Source organism: Bacillus sp. ISL-4 (assembly GCF_018613275.1).
Taxonomy (GTDB): domain Bacteria; phylum Bacillota; class Bacilli; order Bacillales; family DSM-1321; genus Peribacillus; species Peribacillus simplex_E.
The window spans coordinates 57,195-71,606 of record NZ_JAGGQN010000009.1 but is presented as its reverse complement, the minus strand read 5'-3'; the positions used below and the strand labels follow the sequence as shown (position 1 = coordinate 71,606).

Below are 14,412 nucleotides of genomic sequence, written 5' to 3'. Positions count from 1 at the left end.
ATGAATAATTTGCAGCGAAAGATGGGAACATTTTCGTTAACGATGGTAGGACTCGGGTCCATTATTGGCTCAGGTTGGTTATTCGGAGCTTGGAGAGCGGCACAAATCGCAGGACCCGCTGCCATTATCTCTTGGATTATCGGGATGGTCGTTATTTTATTTATAGCACTTTCATACAGTGAATTAGGGTCTATGTTTCCTGAAGCTGGGGGAATGGTAAAATACACGCAATACTCTCATGGTTCTTTTTTAGGGTTTCTTGCAGGTTGGGCAAACTGGATTGCAATCGTTTCCGTAATTCCAGTTGAAGCGATCGCTTCTGTTCAATATATGAGCTCATGGCCATGGGAATGGGCACGGTGGACACATGGTTTAGTGGAAAACGGAAGTCTTACTGGGGGAGGTTTGGCAATTGCCTCTGCCTTACTGATCGTCTACTTTTTATTAAATTACTGGACAGTTAGTTTGTTTTCGAAAGCTAATTCATTTATTACTGTCTTTAAGGTTATTATACCTGGACTTACGATTGGGTCACTTTTATTTGCTGGGTTTCATGGATCCAATTTTACCTCTGCAGGAAGTATTGCTCCCAATGGTTGGGCAAGTGTACTTACAGCTGTAGCAACTTCTGGTATCATCTTTGCATTTAACGGTTTTCAAAGTCCAATCAATATGGCAGGTGAGGCAAAGAATCCTGGACGTTCGATCCCAATTGCCGTAATTGGCTCCATTTTAATTGCAACGGTCATCTACGTTTTATTACAGGTTGCGTTTATAGGAGCCGTGGATCCGTCCATGATCGTGAACGGATGGCAACATTTGAATTTCAATTCACCGTTTGCTGACTTAGCAATTGTTCTAGGCATAAACTGGTTAGTTATTTTACTATATGTGGATGCGTTTATTTCTCCGTCCGGGACAGGAATAACTTACACGGCGACAACGTCACGAATGCTTTATGGAATGGAAAAGAATAAATATTTGCCAAGCGTTTTTGGGAAACTGCATCCACTTTATGGTATCCCTCGTCAAGCTATGTTTTTGAATCTAGGTGTATCTTTCTTATTTTTATTCATGTTTAGAGGCTGGGGGGTTTTGGCGGAGGTTATTTCGGTTGCGACATTAGTCTCTTATATTACAGGTCCAGTTACAGTTATGACATTAAGGCGCACAGGTCAGAATTTGTACAGACCATTACGTCTAAAAGGATTAAGCATCATTGCACCACTTGGCTTTGTTTTTGCCTCTTTGGTTCTATATTGGGCAAGATGGCCACTGACAGGACAAGTATTATTTATCATTATGATTGGTCTTCCCGTTTATTTCTATTATCAATTAAAAATAAAATGGAAGGGATTCCGTCAAAACTTTTCAGCTGGGCTTTGGATGGTTGTTTACTTACTCTGTATGATGACCATTTCATACTTAGGCAGTGAAAAGTTTGGTGGACTAAACATAATCCCATTTGGTTGGGATATGGCCATCATTACATGTTTATCTCTAGGGTTTTATGGTTGGGCAATAAAGAGTGGATTCCAAACAGAATATTTGGAACAAGGACAAAAAGTAAATGAAGACTTGAGATCGATGGAGAGCAACGTTGCATCTCAAACTGATAAAAAGAACGCTGTATAAATGATGAATTCACTTCATTGGTTAGCATATTCCAATAAGCTATTACATTCGTTGAATGAAATAGAAAGTGCTTCTTTCTATTTATAATGATGAGGACACAAAAAAGGGGGACGGCAAATTTAATTTGCTGTCCCCCTTTTTGGAATTTAAGAAAAGGCTGTTATTTTTTATTTCACACCTGGTTTATCTTCATATCCGGCAGTGAAGATAGCGGCTAAAAATGTAATAGCAACTCCAACGATAATAACTGTGCCCATGTTATGACCTCCCTTTACCCATATTGTCCCACTTAAGTATAGGCTTAGTATACCCTAATTTTTAGCAGTAGTGCACACAAATTTTCTTGTCAGCATATTTATCATCAATTCTCAATGATTAAGCCTTTTCGATGCATGGAGAGTCAAGGGGAATTCGAAACATTGCCCGGCCACTTTTTAAAGTCTGACATGTTTGTCAGACTTGGAGCATAGATTTAAGTATTCTCTGAAAGTGACAGGGGGAGGTTCCTTAATGGATATTTTAAAGAAAATCGAAAAATTTAGAGAAGATGAACAGAAGCTGAAGTGGGAAGGCACCTTCGCAGAGTACTTAGAAATATTGAAAGAAACGCCTTTAGTTGCTCAATCTGCTCATTCACGTGTATACAACATGATCAGAGATGCAGGGATAGAGGAAGTAAATGGGACAAAGAAATACAATTTTTTCAGCGGTCAATTGTTTGGACTAGAGGATTCACTGGAAAGGCTCATCGAGGAATATTTCCATCCGGCGGCAAAGCGGCTCGATGTCCGTAAGCGGATACTGCTTCTCATGGGTCCGGTGTCAGGTGGGAAGTCCACACTCGTTTCTTTACTGAAGCGTGGTCTTGAAAATTATTCATTAAAAGACACTGGTGCGATTTATGCAATAAAAGGATGCCCGATGCATGAAGATCCACTGCATCTCATCCCACAGTATTTACGGGATGATTTTTTTGAAGAATACGGCATCCGGATTGAAGGAAACCTATCGCCGCTGAATGTAATGAGGTTAGAACAGGAGTATGGAAGCAGGATTGAAGATGTGATGGTCGAGCGTATTTTCCTTTCAGAGGATAAGCGTGTTGGAATTGGAACATTCAGTCCTTCAGACCCTAAGTCACAGGATATTGCTGATTTGACGGGCAGCATCGATTTTTCGACCATTGCCGAATACGGATCGGAATCAGATCCGCGTGCCTATCGTTTTGATGGCGAGCTGAACAAGGCGAACCGCGGGATGATGGAGTTCCAGGAGATGCTGAAATGTGATGAGAAGTTCTTATGGCATTTGCTATCATTGACACAAGAGGGGAATTTTAAAGCAGGCCGTTTTGCATTGATCAGTGCAGATGAGCTCATTGTGGCTCATACGAATGAAACGGAGTATAAAGCGTTCATTTCCAACAAGAAAAATGAAGCATTGCATTCCCGTATCATTGTCATGCCTATTCCATATAATCTTAAGGTTACCGAGGAAGAAAAGATTTATGAAAAAATGATCCGTGAAAGTGATGTCTCGGATGTTCATATAGCCCCGCATACATTAAGGGTAGCGGCAATCTTCAGCATAATGACCCGCCTGAAGGATCCCAAAAAGGGCGATATCGATTTAGTGAAAAAGATGAGGCTTTATGATGGGGAAAATGTCGAAGGATTTAATTCCGCAGACATCAATGAATTGAAAAAAGAATTCCAGGACGAAGGCATGAGCGGAATCGATCCGCGTTACGTGATTAACCGAATTTCCTCTACGATCATTCGTAAGGAAAATCCGTCCATTAATGCATTGGATGTACTTATGTCATTAAAGGCAGGTCTTGACCAGCATCCGTCCATTACGAACGAACTTCGGGAGAGGTATTTGAATTTCATTTCACTGGCACGTAAAGAATACGATGCCATTGCAAAAAATGAAGTGCAAAAGGCATTTGTTTATTCGTATGAAGAGTCGGCGAAGATCCTCATGGATAACTATCTTGATAATGTCGAAGCATACTGCAATAAATCAAGGCTGCGCGATCCATTGACTGGGGAGGAAATCAACCCTGATGAAAAATTGATGCGCTCGATAGAAGAGCAAATTGGAATATCCGAAAATGCAAAAAAAGCATTCCGTGAAGAAATACTGATTCGCATTTCTGCATATGCGCGTAAAGGGAAGCGGTTCGATTATAATTCCCATGATCGTTTACGGGAAGCGATCCAGAAAAAACTATTCGCGGATTTGAAGGATGTCGTTAAGATCACTACTTCAACGAAAACACCAGATGAAAGGCAACTGAAGAAAGTGAACGAGGTCATCACGAGACTTATCGACGAGCACGGGTATAATTCGACTTCAGCCAATGATTTGCTGCGCTATGTGGGAAGCTTGTTAAATAGGTAATCCATAATTTTTTGCCCCTGCCCCATATCGGGCAGGGGTTTATCTCCTTTTGCGGAAGGCGGGATGCTTGAAAATTGGATTAGAGGAAACCCAATCGATTCCTTTCAAATTCTGAATTCCCATTGAAATCATGCACCTTTTGAAGGTGTTAAAGGGTGCTTTGACAAGGAAATAAATGAACCAAACAAAGCACCGGGCCCTACGGAATGGAGGGGAGCCCGGTGCTTTTTAATGCTATTTAGTTACATTCAAGCCATACTGCTCAATAAGTGTAATAAGTTGATTCGGTGATAGTTTGTCTTCGCTATGGTCGATTTTAATTTCCCCATCATCAACATCGATGATCGCACGTTCCACACCTTCCGTTTTCAAAAGTATGGACTCAAGATTTAAAATCGGGCCCTCTGACGTTGCTTCCTTTACATAAAGGGTAGTTGTTTGCATATTTCCTGCACCTCCTTACATTTGCTCATAATGTTTTATCTATACCCCACATTTCCATTAGATATGTTACGTTTTGGATTTGGAAATATTGGGTATCAATAAGTAGAGGTGATGGCAAATGAGTAAAGAGGAATTGAAAAAAGAACATGTTCCGGAAAATAGCTCCATGGCTAAGGACTATGAAGAGATGAAAGAACTTGGAAAGCAGATGGAAAATCAAAGGACGAATGAAGAATTGAAAGAGTGGGATAAACGCCCAGGTACAGTTCAACATGAAATAGAGGAAGATAAAGATTGACGAAAATCACAATGAGAATCATTCTATCTGTGTAAAAGGGGTGTCCAGAAAAACTACTGGGACACCCTTTTTGTTGTATTTCATTGCTTTTTAATGGTGTCCTAGGAAGTCTCTGTTTTGCAGATCAATTACGTGGCTAAGTTCAAAAAGATATTTTAAAGTTATCCTATAATCCGACAAATAAAACCTCCTTTAAAAAAGGACAGACCTGATAATCATCAAGTCTGTTCTTTTTCTTGAAATACTTATTTAGCAGTAACATTTAGAAAAAAACCTTAAATGTCCCATAACGTCCTTGGCAGGACTTGTCTAGTTCATAGGCAAACATCCATTATTGAATTTTGTTGTAAATTATCCTGCATCGCTGCATAAGATAGATTAATACTTTTCTTTTAATCCGTTTTTTCGCACTGTATTTTTTATTGGAAAACCGGAATGATGTGGGCATTCCCACACTAACTTATTATATGAAGGAATGATGAAAAGCGTGCAAACATTTTTAAGGGGGGAAGAGAATGTCGGAAGAGAGTAATCAACAGTATGTTATCTCACAGGAAAATTGGTCCCTCCATCGGAAAGGTTATGATGATCAACAACGTCATCAGGAAAAGGTGCAGGAAGCGATCAAGAACAATTTGCCTGATTTAATTTCAGAAGAAAGCATCGTAATGTCCAATGGCCGGGATGTTATCAAGATTCCCATTCGCTCCTTGGATGAATACAAAATTCGTTATAACTATGATAAAAACAAACATGTAGGGCAAGGCGATGGAGACAGTAAAGTGGGGGATGTGGTCGCAAGGGATGGCTCACCGTCAGATGCCGGAGCCGGTAAGGGCCAAGGTGCGGGTGACAAGGCCGGTGAGGATTATTATGAAGCCGAAGTGTCGATGATGGAATTGGAGGAAGCCCTGTTCAGCCAATTGGAACTCCCTAATCTTCAGAAGAAAGAACATGCGGAGCACACGCTTGAACACATCGAATTCAACGATATCCGCAAGACAGGCCTAATGGGAAATATCGATAAAAAGAAAACGATGATATCGGCTTTCAAACGGAACGCCTTAACGGGGAACCCAGGTTTTCATCCTATTTATAAGGAAGACTTTAAATTCAAAACCTGGAATGAGATTCAGAAACCTGATTCCAAAGCAGTTGTACTGGCAATGATGGACACTTCCGGAAGTATGGGGTTATGGGAAAAATATATGGCTCGAAGCTTTTTCTTTTGGATGAACCGTTTCTTGCGGACAAAATATGAAACGGTGGAAATCGAGTTCATTGCCCATCATACAGAAGCGAAAGTTGTTCCGGAAGAGGATTTCTTTTCAAAAGGGGAAAGCGGCGGTACGATTTGTTCGTCCGTATACCGAAAAGCATTAGAACTTATTGATCATAAATATGACCCCGCGAAGTTTAATATCTATCCGTTTCACTTTTCCGATGGCGATAACCTAACATCAGATAACGTCCGATGCGTTAAGCTTGTTGAAGAACTCATGAAGGTTTCCAATATGTTCGGGTATGGGGAAGTTAATCAATACAATCGTCATTCGACATTGATGACAGCTTATAAGAATATCGATAATGAAAAATTCAGGTACTATATTCTTAAGCAAAAGGCTGACGTTTTCCACGCAATGAAGAGCTTTTTTAAAGATGAGGAAAGTAAGAAGTATGCATAAAAAGGGAAACGTGGAAAATGTAATCTTCAAATCAAAATAATTGTAGGTTAAAAAGGCGTACGATTCACATTGTACGTCTTTTTTCAAATCTTCTTTTTTGTAGTGTCAGGGTAACGGATAAGATATCGGAATTACATATGAAAAGACCGTTGCTCAACAGAAGCAACGGCCTTTTCATATATTTATATCATACGTTTGAAGTTTTAAATTCACAATATTTATAAAGTTGAACAGAATCAAAGAAAGACAAAAAACAACCATACCCTTATATAAGTATGGTTGTTTTACAAAATTTCATGACTGGTTTTATTGAGTAGTTACATATTCATTATTTCCTGCACGCATTCCAACAATGAAAATAAGTGCCGATATTGCGGCCAACATCAATAAGGGAACTGTCCAGCTGTGTGTAATGTCATGAAGCAGTCCGAATAATACTGGTCCAATGGCAGCTAAGAGGTACCCGAATGATTGAGCCATTCCTGATAATTCCGTCGCCTCATGGGTGCTTTGTGTTCGAAGACTAAAAAACATCATGGATAAACTGAATACAGTTCCGACTCCTATTCCAATCAATATCATGCATACTGGTATGAACAGAGTGCTTCCATATAATATGCCGAATATCCCTGCGATAAGGAAGACGACAGGAGGGACCACTAACAGACGCTGACTTTGTAGTCGTCCAGCTAAAATTGGCACAAGGAATGTTATGGGAATGACGGCAAGCTGCATGATGGATAGCATCCAGCCGGCCTCATCAGCGTTCAGGCCTTTTTGCTCCAGGATTTCCGGCATCCAGGTAATTACTGTATAGAAAATAAACGATTGCAATCCCATGAAGAATGTTATCTGCCAGGCTAATCCAGAACGCCATAAGTTAATCTTTTTATCCTTTTGTGCCGTTTGTACATCTTTACCTGACTTGAATGGCCGTCTTAATTGCGGCATCCATAAGAAGACTGTAATAAGTGATAAGATTCCCCAACATCCAAGGGCACCAGCCCATCCCAAACCCGATGAAGAAGCAAGGGGAATGCTGATCCCGGAACCTATTGCACCACATAAATTCATGGAAACAGCATAGGTTCCTGTCATCAAACCGATATTCCTGGCAAAGTTATGCTTAATCAGACTGGGTAACAATACATTGCCGATTGCAATAGCTAACCCGATTAAAATGGTCCCTATGAACAATGTCGGCACTCCGCCAACTGAGCGTACCCCAATCCCGATTGTTAATAATATCAAGGAAAGGAAAAGTGTAAGCTCCATTCCAAAACGCCGTGCTATCCTAGGTGCAAATGGTGATAATAAAGCGAAAGAAAGCAAAGGCAATGTCGTTAATGAACCTGATAATGTATTGGATATCCCCAAGTTATCACGGATTGAAGTGACAAGGGGGCCAACAGATGTTAAGGGAGCCCTCAGATTTGCCCCAAGAAGAATGATTCCGATGATGAGTAGTCCAACCTTGGGTTTAATATCCATTTTTGTTTGTTCTAGTTGATTTACCGCTTGATTAATGCCCATAATCTCCTCCTTACTTACTCTAAAGATTTTTTGAATTGTGCAATGTATTCATTCACTGTTTCGATTGCCCGGTTCGCATCTTGTTCGATGATGGCATCTACAAGATTGCAATGAATGTTCAAATGAAAGTTTACATCAGAACTCATCTCCACTATCTGATGGATGGATTCATGCAGGGAGTGTTCCATATGTTCGTACAAATCAATCAATAAATCATTATGTGATGAAGCCATAATCGATTTATGTAACTGTATATCGGCTTCTTCGTAAGCCTTGATATCCTTTGCCCCGGCAGCTTTACTGCATGCTGATATATGAAACCGCAATCGTTCTATATCTTCTTGATTACGTCTTAATGCCGCTAACTGAGCTCCCTCTCTTTCAAGGGCATGACGGACCTCTAACGTTTCCAATATACTTGACTGCTGGATCCTTCTTTCAAATGCAGCCCCCAAGGCACTTGATGACCTTACGAATGTTCCTTTTCCTTGTTTCGTTACTAAAAGACCTGCATAAACAAGTGATCGTACAGCTTCTCTTAATGTATTTCTGCTTACATCGAACTGTTGGATCAAATCCATTTCAGGGGGGATTTGATTTCCAATTTTCCATTCACCTGATTCGATTAACGATTCGATTTGGGAAACGACTTGCTCTACAAGTGATAAGCGATTTGTTTTAGATATGGTCAATATACACACCTCGAATTTGTAGGATGATTGGTTCATTGGTTATTTTAACATATGTATATTGAAAATGGAGCAAACGGAGTATTTTAAATCCAAATTTGTTTCCCTTTTATTCTTCAGAAAAAAGTTGCAGTTGATTTCAGAAATCCGCTCCCTTTCCGCCGACTGTCTGCCAATCCTCATCAAAGCAAGCGGCTGTGGAGTCTCGACTAGCCAGTTATTCGGCAGGGGTGTCGCAAATTTCTTCAATTCAAAGAGGGTTTGATCCCAAAGGGCGTAACCCAAGTATGTTTTAAAATCATGGTTAGGGGTGAGACCATTTCTATTGATGGAACCGCCAGACTGTAGACAAATTTAAAGAACCGCCAGTTGGCCTATAGTTTTAAAAAAAACATTCCAGTTGATTGGAGCGGAAGGTACGAGACTCCTGCGGGAAAAGCGAGTGCAAGGGAGACCCCGCATGTGCAAAGGCGCCGAGGAGGCTTCCGGACCGCCCGCGGAAAGCGGGTGCCCTACGTTCCAATCAAATTGTTCTAGCACTAAAAAGACTGTAGGCAAACTCGACTTTCATCGAGTTTGTCTACAGTCTGAAATCCTCTATTAAAATTCAGGGGTTTTTATATAATATTTCTCTTTTTTTGTTTGACAATAAAAGAGAGAAGGATGAATATTGCTAACGTGACAAGACACACTGTGGTCCCAATGATGTTTTGCTTATTAAAGATAAATGCCAAAAAGATAATGCTTAAAGCAGTGATGGCTAATATAGTTGTAAATGGGTACCATTTTACCCGGAAACCTGGTTTACCAGTGTATTGATTACGCAGCTTCAATTGCGCGGAACAAATGCTGATCCATAATAATAAAACTGTGAATCCAGGAATGGCCATAAGGTAGCTTAAAATCAGGTCGGGAGTCAAATAGGATAAAAATACACCAGCCAATATACATAATGTAGTTAAAAATATACCATTAAGCGGGATACCCTTTTTGGTTGTTCTTAAAAATGCCTTAGGCGCTTCCCCATTCTGGGAAAGAGTGAACAATGTCCTTGAGGTAGCGTATATACCTGAATTTGCAGCTGATAACACAGCGGTTAATAGAACGAAATTCATGATATCGGCTGCTCCGGGAAGACCCGATAGGCTGAAAACCTGAACGAAAGGACTTACTTCAGTGCTTAACTGGTTCCAAGGTATTACCCCACAAATAATAAGTATCGGCAAGACATAGAAAAGGATCACCCGCCATACTGTTCCTTTAATTATTTTTGGTATGACCCGCTGACTATCTTTTGTTTCCGTGACGGCTACACCAATTAATTCTGCGCCCCCATATGAAAACATTACCACTAAAAGTGCACTTAACATTCCGTCAATTCCATTTGGGAAAAAACCACCATGTTCCGTGTAATTAGAAAATGAAGCCGAACTAGGAAAAAGTCCTAGCAGGATCAAAGCTCCTAAAATAATAAAGGCAATTAGGGTTATTATTTTAATTCCCGCAAACCAAAATTCGAGTTCTCCATAGTATTTTACTTGAAATAAATTAATTCCTATAATTACTGAAGCGCAAAGTATGCTTAACAGCCATAATGGCACTGTAGGAAACCAATATTGTAGAAAACTGCCGGCAGCGACTATTTCTACAATGATTACGATAATCCAATTAAACCAATAGAGCCATCCGACTATGAAGGATAGTTGAAAGCCAAAAGCTTTATTAATGAGATGTTGTACGTTCAAATTAGGAAAAGCGGTTGCCATCTCTCCTAATGCGGCCATTACAATAAATAACAACAGCCCCCCAATTATATAGGCTATTACAACACTTGGACCTGCCATATTTAATGTATCGGAGCTCCCCTTAAAAATCCCTGTTCCTATCATTCCTGCTAAAGCAATGAACTGGACATGCCGCGGCAATAGGCCCTTTTTTAAATCTTGATGAGTCTTCTCCATTTTATTCATGCCTTTCATTAATTATTTTAATAAAATAATCTATAAATAAAACTAAAAAGTTCTTCTGTTATTGAACGCTTTCCCGTACTAAAGTAACTATATTAATATATCATGAATCGGAAATAAGTCAATTTAGGCAGGTGAATTGGAATAGACTCCTAATCAGAAAAGAAGGAGTAGTCTTTATTATCTGAAAATATTTGGATTTTATGAAATGAATCAAACGAAAAGCAAACTGATAGGTGATTTTTTTGGGTATGTAGATGGGTTACACGTTAACCATACTTATACGACGATGGCACAGTTGTTTTTAATTAAGCAGATGATAAAAACGGACAAGTGGCGTATTGTCAGCGATGATGATATGGTTTTGAAAGCAGCAACTAAGAAGGCTTTTTTAAATGAAATTCAAGATGAAAAATTACATTACTTCGTAAATGTTTTTGACAAAACTCTAACTTTAGAGAAGATGCTTATAGGGAATTTATTAAATCAAATAAATACTTAAAGGAATGGGCGGAAGATAGTGGGGTAGAGGAACTCTCGGTGTATGATTTAGCTGTTGAGTATATGGAACGCAAAATATCTACTCACAAATTTTATGAAATAAAAATTGCACCTGATGGGACGCCTTATAGTATTCATAAATCTAACGATTAATCTAAATGTCTTCTTACAGGAAATCCGATGAAGTTCACCATTATTAGAAAGACCTTTAGTAATATCCAGAGGAGATGGAAAATAATATATAGATTCGAATTTTAATCCTACTCAAATGGCTATTACAATTCTTAGAACATATTATAACTTCTGCAAACCATTTAAGTCAGGTGAAACAAAGGAAACACCTGCTCAGCGTTTAGGAATTGCCGAAAAGGTGCACTCTTGGGAGGATATAATTTATTAAAAAGAAGCTCAATTTTATCAATGGAATACCTTTTTCTTCTTCAACTAACGACGCAGGTTAGTAAAAGAAGGAGGAATTAAATTGAGTGGAGAATTAATCTTGTTAAGAATGGTATCTTACTTAGATCAATGGAATTACAGGATGGTTTATATGAAGAAATATCAAGTTAATGTTCCGAGGGGGATCAGTTGGTTGATGAAAAAACAGCGTAACATTATTTTTTACATTGGTACTTCAATTGATGGCTATATTGCAAATGATGATGGTACATTGGAGTGGTTAGAATCCACAGAAGTAGAAGGAGATTCCGGCTATAATTCACTAATGGAAAGAATTGACACTGTTGTTATGGGAAAAGGAACTTATGATGTCATTCGTGGATTTGATATGAATTATCCTTATATTGATTATAAAAATTATGTATTTTCTAAATCTGTTAGTGGAGCAGATGAGTATGCTTCATTTATTGATGAAGATGTCAAAACTTTCATTAAAAAGATAAAAGAAAAGCCTGGTAAAGATATATGGTTAATTGGTGGAGGAAACTTAGCTCGTGAATTTTTTAAAGAAAATTTAATTGATGAATTCCAACTAGCCATTGCACCTATTATTTTAGGGAAAGGGATTTCCCTATATATGGGAGATGATATTACTCTAAAATACACATTAACCAAAGTAGAAAAATTAGGTCAACTTGCTATGCTTCATTATATAAAAAAATAATTTTCATCATCTTGCCCTTTTTTATTAGAGGAAGTTTTTTACCTTTTCAACTACATTTATCACTGAAAACCGTTCGATGTTTATATAACTAACGGTGAGCTTTAGTACAATAAGTTAATAAAGATAAATATAAGGAAGAGCACAGTTTAAATAACTGTGCTTATTTTATTGAAATATACTAAAATCACCGCAAAACTCGGTGCAAATAGTTGTACATAATAACATACATTTTTTAGAACAAATAAATCGTTTGAGACAGGTATCAGAACCGGTTACTTTCAAGGTCAGTTTTCTTCAATATAGGAAAATCTAACGAGACTATCCGTTCTCATATAAAAAGAGAAGAGGGGCCGGCTGTAGGTTTTCCGTTTCTTGTATCGGTTCAATTTCACTTATAAATTCCAAAAAACCGGTATAAACCTGCGAGGCCATCCCTAAATAGTGCAATTCAGTGTGGATGATTCCATTCCGTGGTGAATGGAGCATATACATATTTTCATCCCTCCTTTCTAAAAAGAATAGGCCAGCCTGTTATAGGAGTTAATCGAACCAATATGAACGTTATTTTTATTTGAGATCATTCTTAATACTTCAAAAATTGGATGCTCCAGGTTCGAAGGCTTCTGCATCCCTTTCTTCTATCACCATGCGCAGTCCATTCTTTGGTCTGAGTGTAAGGGCCGGAAGGGGGGTTACTTCATGATGGTCAGGAGCAAGCTTTATCCTATATCGTTGGGCAATGCAGGCCAGGACAAGCACCGCTTCCATCATGGCAAAATGATTGCCAATACAAACCCGAGGCCCTCCGCCAAATGGAAAGTAAGCGAACGCAGGCAGGCTTTTCAAAAAGTTATTTTCAAATCGCTCTGGAATAAATGATTCAGGTTGATCAAAATACTCTGGATTATGCTGCATCACGTAAGAACTTATTAGAATCATATCGCCTTTTTTGAAGCGATATCCTCCTATTACGACATCCTCCGCCACATCACGGGATAAAATATACGATGGCGGGTAAAAGCGTAGTGTTTCATGAATGATATTTTGAGTGTATGGTAATTTCATGAAATCTTCAGCCTTGGGTGTCCGGTGACCGATAATGCTATTCACTTCACTGAAAAGCTTGGATTGAATTTCTGGGTGTTTCGAAATTTCATACAGTGCCCAGGAAAGAGCAGTTGCTGTCGTTTCATGACCGGCAAGAAAAATAGTCATTAATTCATCACGGACCTGAAGGCTTGTCATACCCAATCCGTCTTTGGTATCACGGGCGTCCATCAGGATCCCAAGCATGTCTTCATGTTTTACTGTGTCGTTCTTCCGTTTTTCAATTATGCCGTAAATCACTTTATCAAGCCTTTGTATCGCCTTTTTATATTTACGGTTGATTTTAGTCGGTACCCATAATGGCATACGAAAAATCTTTCTCATCCTTTTGACTGTTATTCTTAATGCAGTTTCCAGCGGTTTTCCAACAATTTCATACCCACCCTTGAATTCCATGCTGAACATGGTCTTGCTGATTATCCCGAGAGTGATGTTCATCATATCCTTCGTTATAATCCGTTCATCATCATGTTGCCAAGTTGATATATAATCCATTGTGGTATCAATCATATCCTTGGCGTATTGGCTAATATGAGTCTTTTTGAAAGAGGGTTGGATAAGCCTTCTCTGTCTCATATGAAAGTCTTTTTCGCTTGTAAGTAGACCTTCACCGACAAGCGGTTTTAAAACATTGAAGTCCTTGGATTTGACGAAGGATTTTTGTTTTGTTACGAGTATTTCTTTTATTAAATCAGGATTTAAAATGTGATAAACATTATGGAATGGTCCTAAACGGAATTTAGCGACTTCCCCATATTCCTTGGCCAAGCGGGTCAGAAAGCCAATGGGATCAGTTTGAAACTCCTTTGTATGTCCGGAAATCAGCCTTCCTTTTGGAACCTTTGGAGAAGTGCGGAAGACATCATCAGCGTGGCTCAATGTAGTTTTTCCCCTTTCTTTAAAATAATTACATGTAATCATTCTATGAGGATAAGTTAAAACGGTTTGGACAAGTTGTTATAGAAAAGGGAAATAATTCTATGGGGAAAATAAAGTTTCATAAGTTAGCAAAAAAAACTCTGGA

At 38.9% G+C, this 14,412-nt stretch carries 13 protein-coding genes and 1 pseudogene; 7 read left to right on the top strand and 7 right to left on the bottom strand.

The window, feature by feature from the left end; genetic code table 11:
* Positions 1–1,635 (top strand): glutamate/serine transporter AimA, encoded by a 1,635-nt coding sequence (locus J7J00_RS06015; protein WP_214788739.1) that lies wholly within the window; start codon positions 1–3, stop codon positions 1,633–1,635.
* A 510-nt stretch (positions 1,636–2,145) separates the two neighbouring features.
* Positions 2,146–4,041 carry a PrkA family serine protein kinase gene (locus J7J00_RS06010; protein ID WP_214788736.1) on the top strand — a complete coding sequence of 632 codons (1,896 nt, stop codon included), beginning with the start codon at positions 2,146–2,148 and terminating at the stop codon, positions 4,039–4,041.
* A 234-nt stretch (positions 4,042–4,275) separates the two neighbouring features.
* On the opposite strand, the gene J7J00_RS06005 is transcribed toward J7J00_RS06010, so the two are convergent.
* Positions 4,276–4,485, bottom strand: a complete 210-nt coding sequence (locus tag J7J00_RS06005) for a hypothetical protein (protein WP_063235974.1) — start codon at positions 4,483–4,485, stop codon at positions 4,276–4,278.
* A 118-nt stretch (positions 4,486–4,603) separates the two neighbouring features.
* Here J7J00_RS06005 and J7J00_RS06000 point away from each other — a divergent pair, with 118 nt between their 5' ends.
* Together J7J00_RS06000 and yhbH are read left to right on the top strand one after the other, a co-directional pair.
* Positions 4,604–4,783, top strand: coding sequence for a hypothetical protein (locus J7J00_RS06000; RefSeq protein WP_063235975.1), 180 nt, complete (start codon positions 4,604–4,606; stop codon positions 4,781–4,783).
* A gap of 515 nt (positions 4,784–5,298) precedes the next feature.
* Positions 5,299–6,468, top strand: coding sequence for a sporulation protein YhbH (gene yhbH / locus J7J00_RS05995; protein ID WP_076367698.1), 1,170 nt, complete (start codon positions 5,299–5,301; stop codon positions 6,466–6,468).
* Between the two features lie 306 nt (positions 6,469–6,774).
* Here yhbH and J7J00_RS05990 read toward each other — a convergent pair whose 3' ends face one another.
* The 4 genes from J7J00_RS05990 to J7J00_RS05975 form a co-directional block, all read right to left on the bottom strand.
* Complete coding sequence (locus J7J00_RS05990; RefSeq protein ID WP_214788734.1) at positions 6,775–8,001, bottom strand: CynX/NimT family MFS transporter; 1,227 nt, start codon at positions 7,999–8,001, stop codon at positions 6,775–6,777.
* Positions 8,002–8,015: 14 nt separating this feature from the next.
* A complete protein-coding gene (locus J7J00_RS05985; RefSeq protein ID WP_076367694.1) occupies positions 8,016–8,693 on the bottom strand; it encodes a FadR/GntR family transcriptional regulator in 678 nt (225 codons plus the stop codon).
* A 39-nt stretch (positions 8,694–8,732) separates the two neighbouring features.
* Positions 8,733–8,975, bottom strand: a complete 243-nt coding sequence (locus tag J7J00_RS05980) for a hypothetical protein (RefSeq protein WP_214788731.1) — start codon at positions 8,973–8,975, stop codon at positions 8,733–8,735.
* A gap of 332 nt (positions 8,976–9,307) precedes the next feature.
* Positions 9,308–10,651 carry an amino acid permease gene (locus J7J00_RS05975; RefSeq protein WP_214788728.1) on the bottom strand — a complete coding sequence of 448 codons (1,344 nt, stop codon included), beginning with the start codon at positions 10,649–10,651 and terminating at the stop codon, positions 9,308–9,310.
* A 214-nt stretch (positions 10,652–10,865) separates the two neighbouring features.
* Here J7J00_RS05975 and J7J00_RS05970 point away from each other — a divergent pair, with 214 nt between their 5' ends.
* The 3 genes and pseudogenes from J7J00_RS05970 (at position 10,866) to J7J00_RS05965 (ending at position 12,281) form a co-directional block, all read left to right on the top strand.
* Positions 10,866–11,159 (top strand): hypothetical protein, encoded by a 294-nt coding sequence (locus J7J00_RS05970; RefSeq protein ID WP_214788725.1) that lies wholly within the window; start codon positions 10,866–10,868, stop codon positions 11,157–11,159.
* Between the two features lie 195 nt (positions 11,160–11,354).
* Positions 11,355–11,558, top strand: a pseudogene (locus tag J7J00_RS29035) (insertion element protein); the annotation flags it as partial.
* Between the two features lie 81 nt (positions 11,559–11,639).
* Entirely contained in the window at positions 11,640–12,281 is a 642-nt protein-coding gene (locus J7J00_RS05965; RefSeq protein ID WP_286201204.1) for a dihydrofolate reductase family protein, read from the top strand.
* A gap of 318 nt (positions 12,282–12,599) precedes the next feature.
* On the opposite strand, the gene J7J00_RS05960 is transcribed toward J7J00_RS05965, so the two are convergent.
* Positions 12,600–12,773 (bottom strand): hypothetical protein, encoded by a 174-nt coding sequence (locus tag J7J00_RS05960; RefSeq protein WP_214788722.1) that lies wholly within the window; start codon positions 12,771–12,773, stop codon positions 12,600–12,602.
* 99 nt (positions 12,774–12,872) lie between these two features.
* On the bottom strand, positions 12,873–14,267 hold the full coding sequence (locus tag J7J00_RS05955) for a cytochrome P450 (protein WP_286201203.1): 1,395 nt from the start codon (positions 14,265–14,267) through the stop codon (positions 12,873–12,875).
* Positions 14,268–14,412 lie beyond the last annotated feature (145 nt).

Bases quoted from the DNA above. Each gene is read 5' to 3' on its own strand.
- J7J00_RS05975 (WP_214788728.1), bottom strand. From the start codon at position 10,651: ATGGAGAAGACTCATCAAGATTTAAAAAAGGGCCTATTGCCGCGGCAT.
- J7J00_RS06015 (WP_214788739.1), top strand. From the start codon at position 1: ATGAATAATTTGCAGCGAAAGATGGGAACATTTTCGTTAACGATGGTA.
- J7J00_RS05970 (WP_214788725.1), top strand. From the start codon at position 10,866: ATGAATCAAACGAAAAGCAAACTGATAGGTGATTTTTTTGGGTATGTA.
- J7J00_RS05990 (WP_214788734.1), bottom strand. From the start codon at position 8,001: ATGGGCATTAATCAAGCGGTAAATCAACTAGAACAAACAAAAATGGAT.
- J7J00_RS06010 (WP_214788736.1), top strand. From the start codon at position 2,146: ATGGATATTTTAAAGAAAATCGAAAAATTTAGAGAAGATGAACAGAAG.
- J7J00_RS06000 (WP_063235975.1), top strand. From the start codon at position 4,604: ATGAGTAAAGAGGAATTGAAAAAAGAACATGTTCCGGAAAATAGCTCC.
- J7J00_RS05960 (WP_214788722.1), bottom strand. From the start codon at position 12,773: ATGTATATGCTCCATTCACCACGGAATGGAATCATCCACACTGAATTG.
- yhbH (WP_076367698.1), top strand. From the start codon at position 5,299: ATGTCGGAAGAGAGTAATCAACAGTATGTTATCTCACAGGAAAATTGG.
- J7J00_RS06005 (WP_063235974.1), bottom strand. From the start codon at position 4,485: ATGCAAACAACTACCCTTTATGTAAAGGAAGCAACGTCAGAGGGCCCG.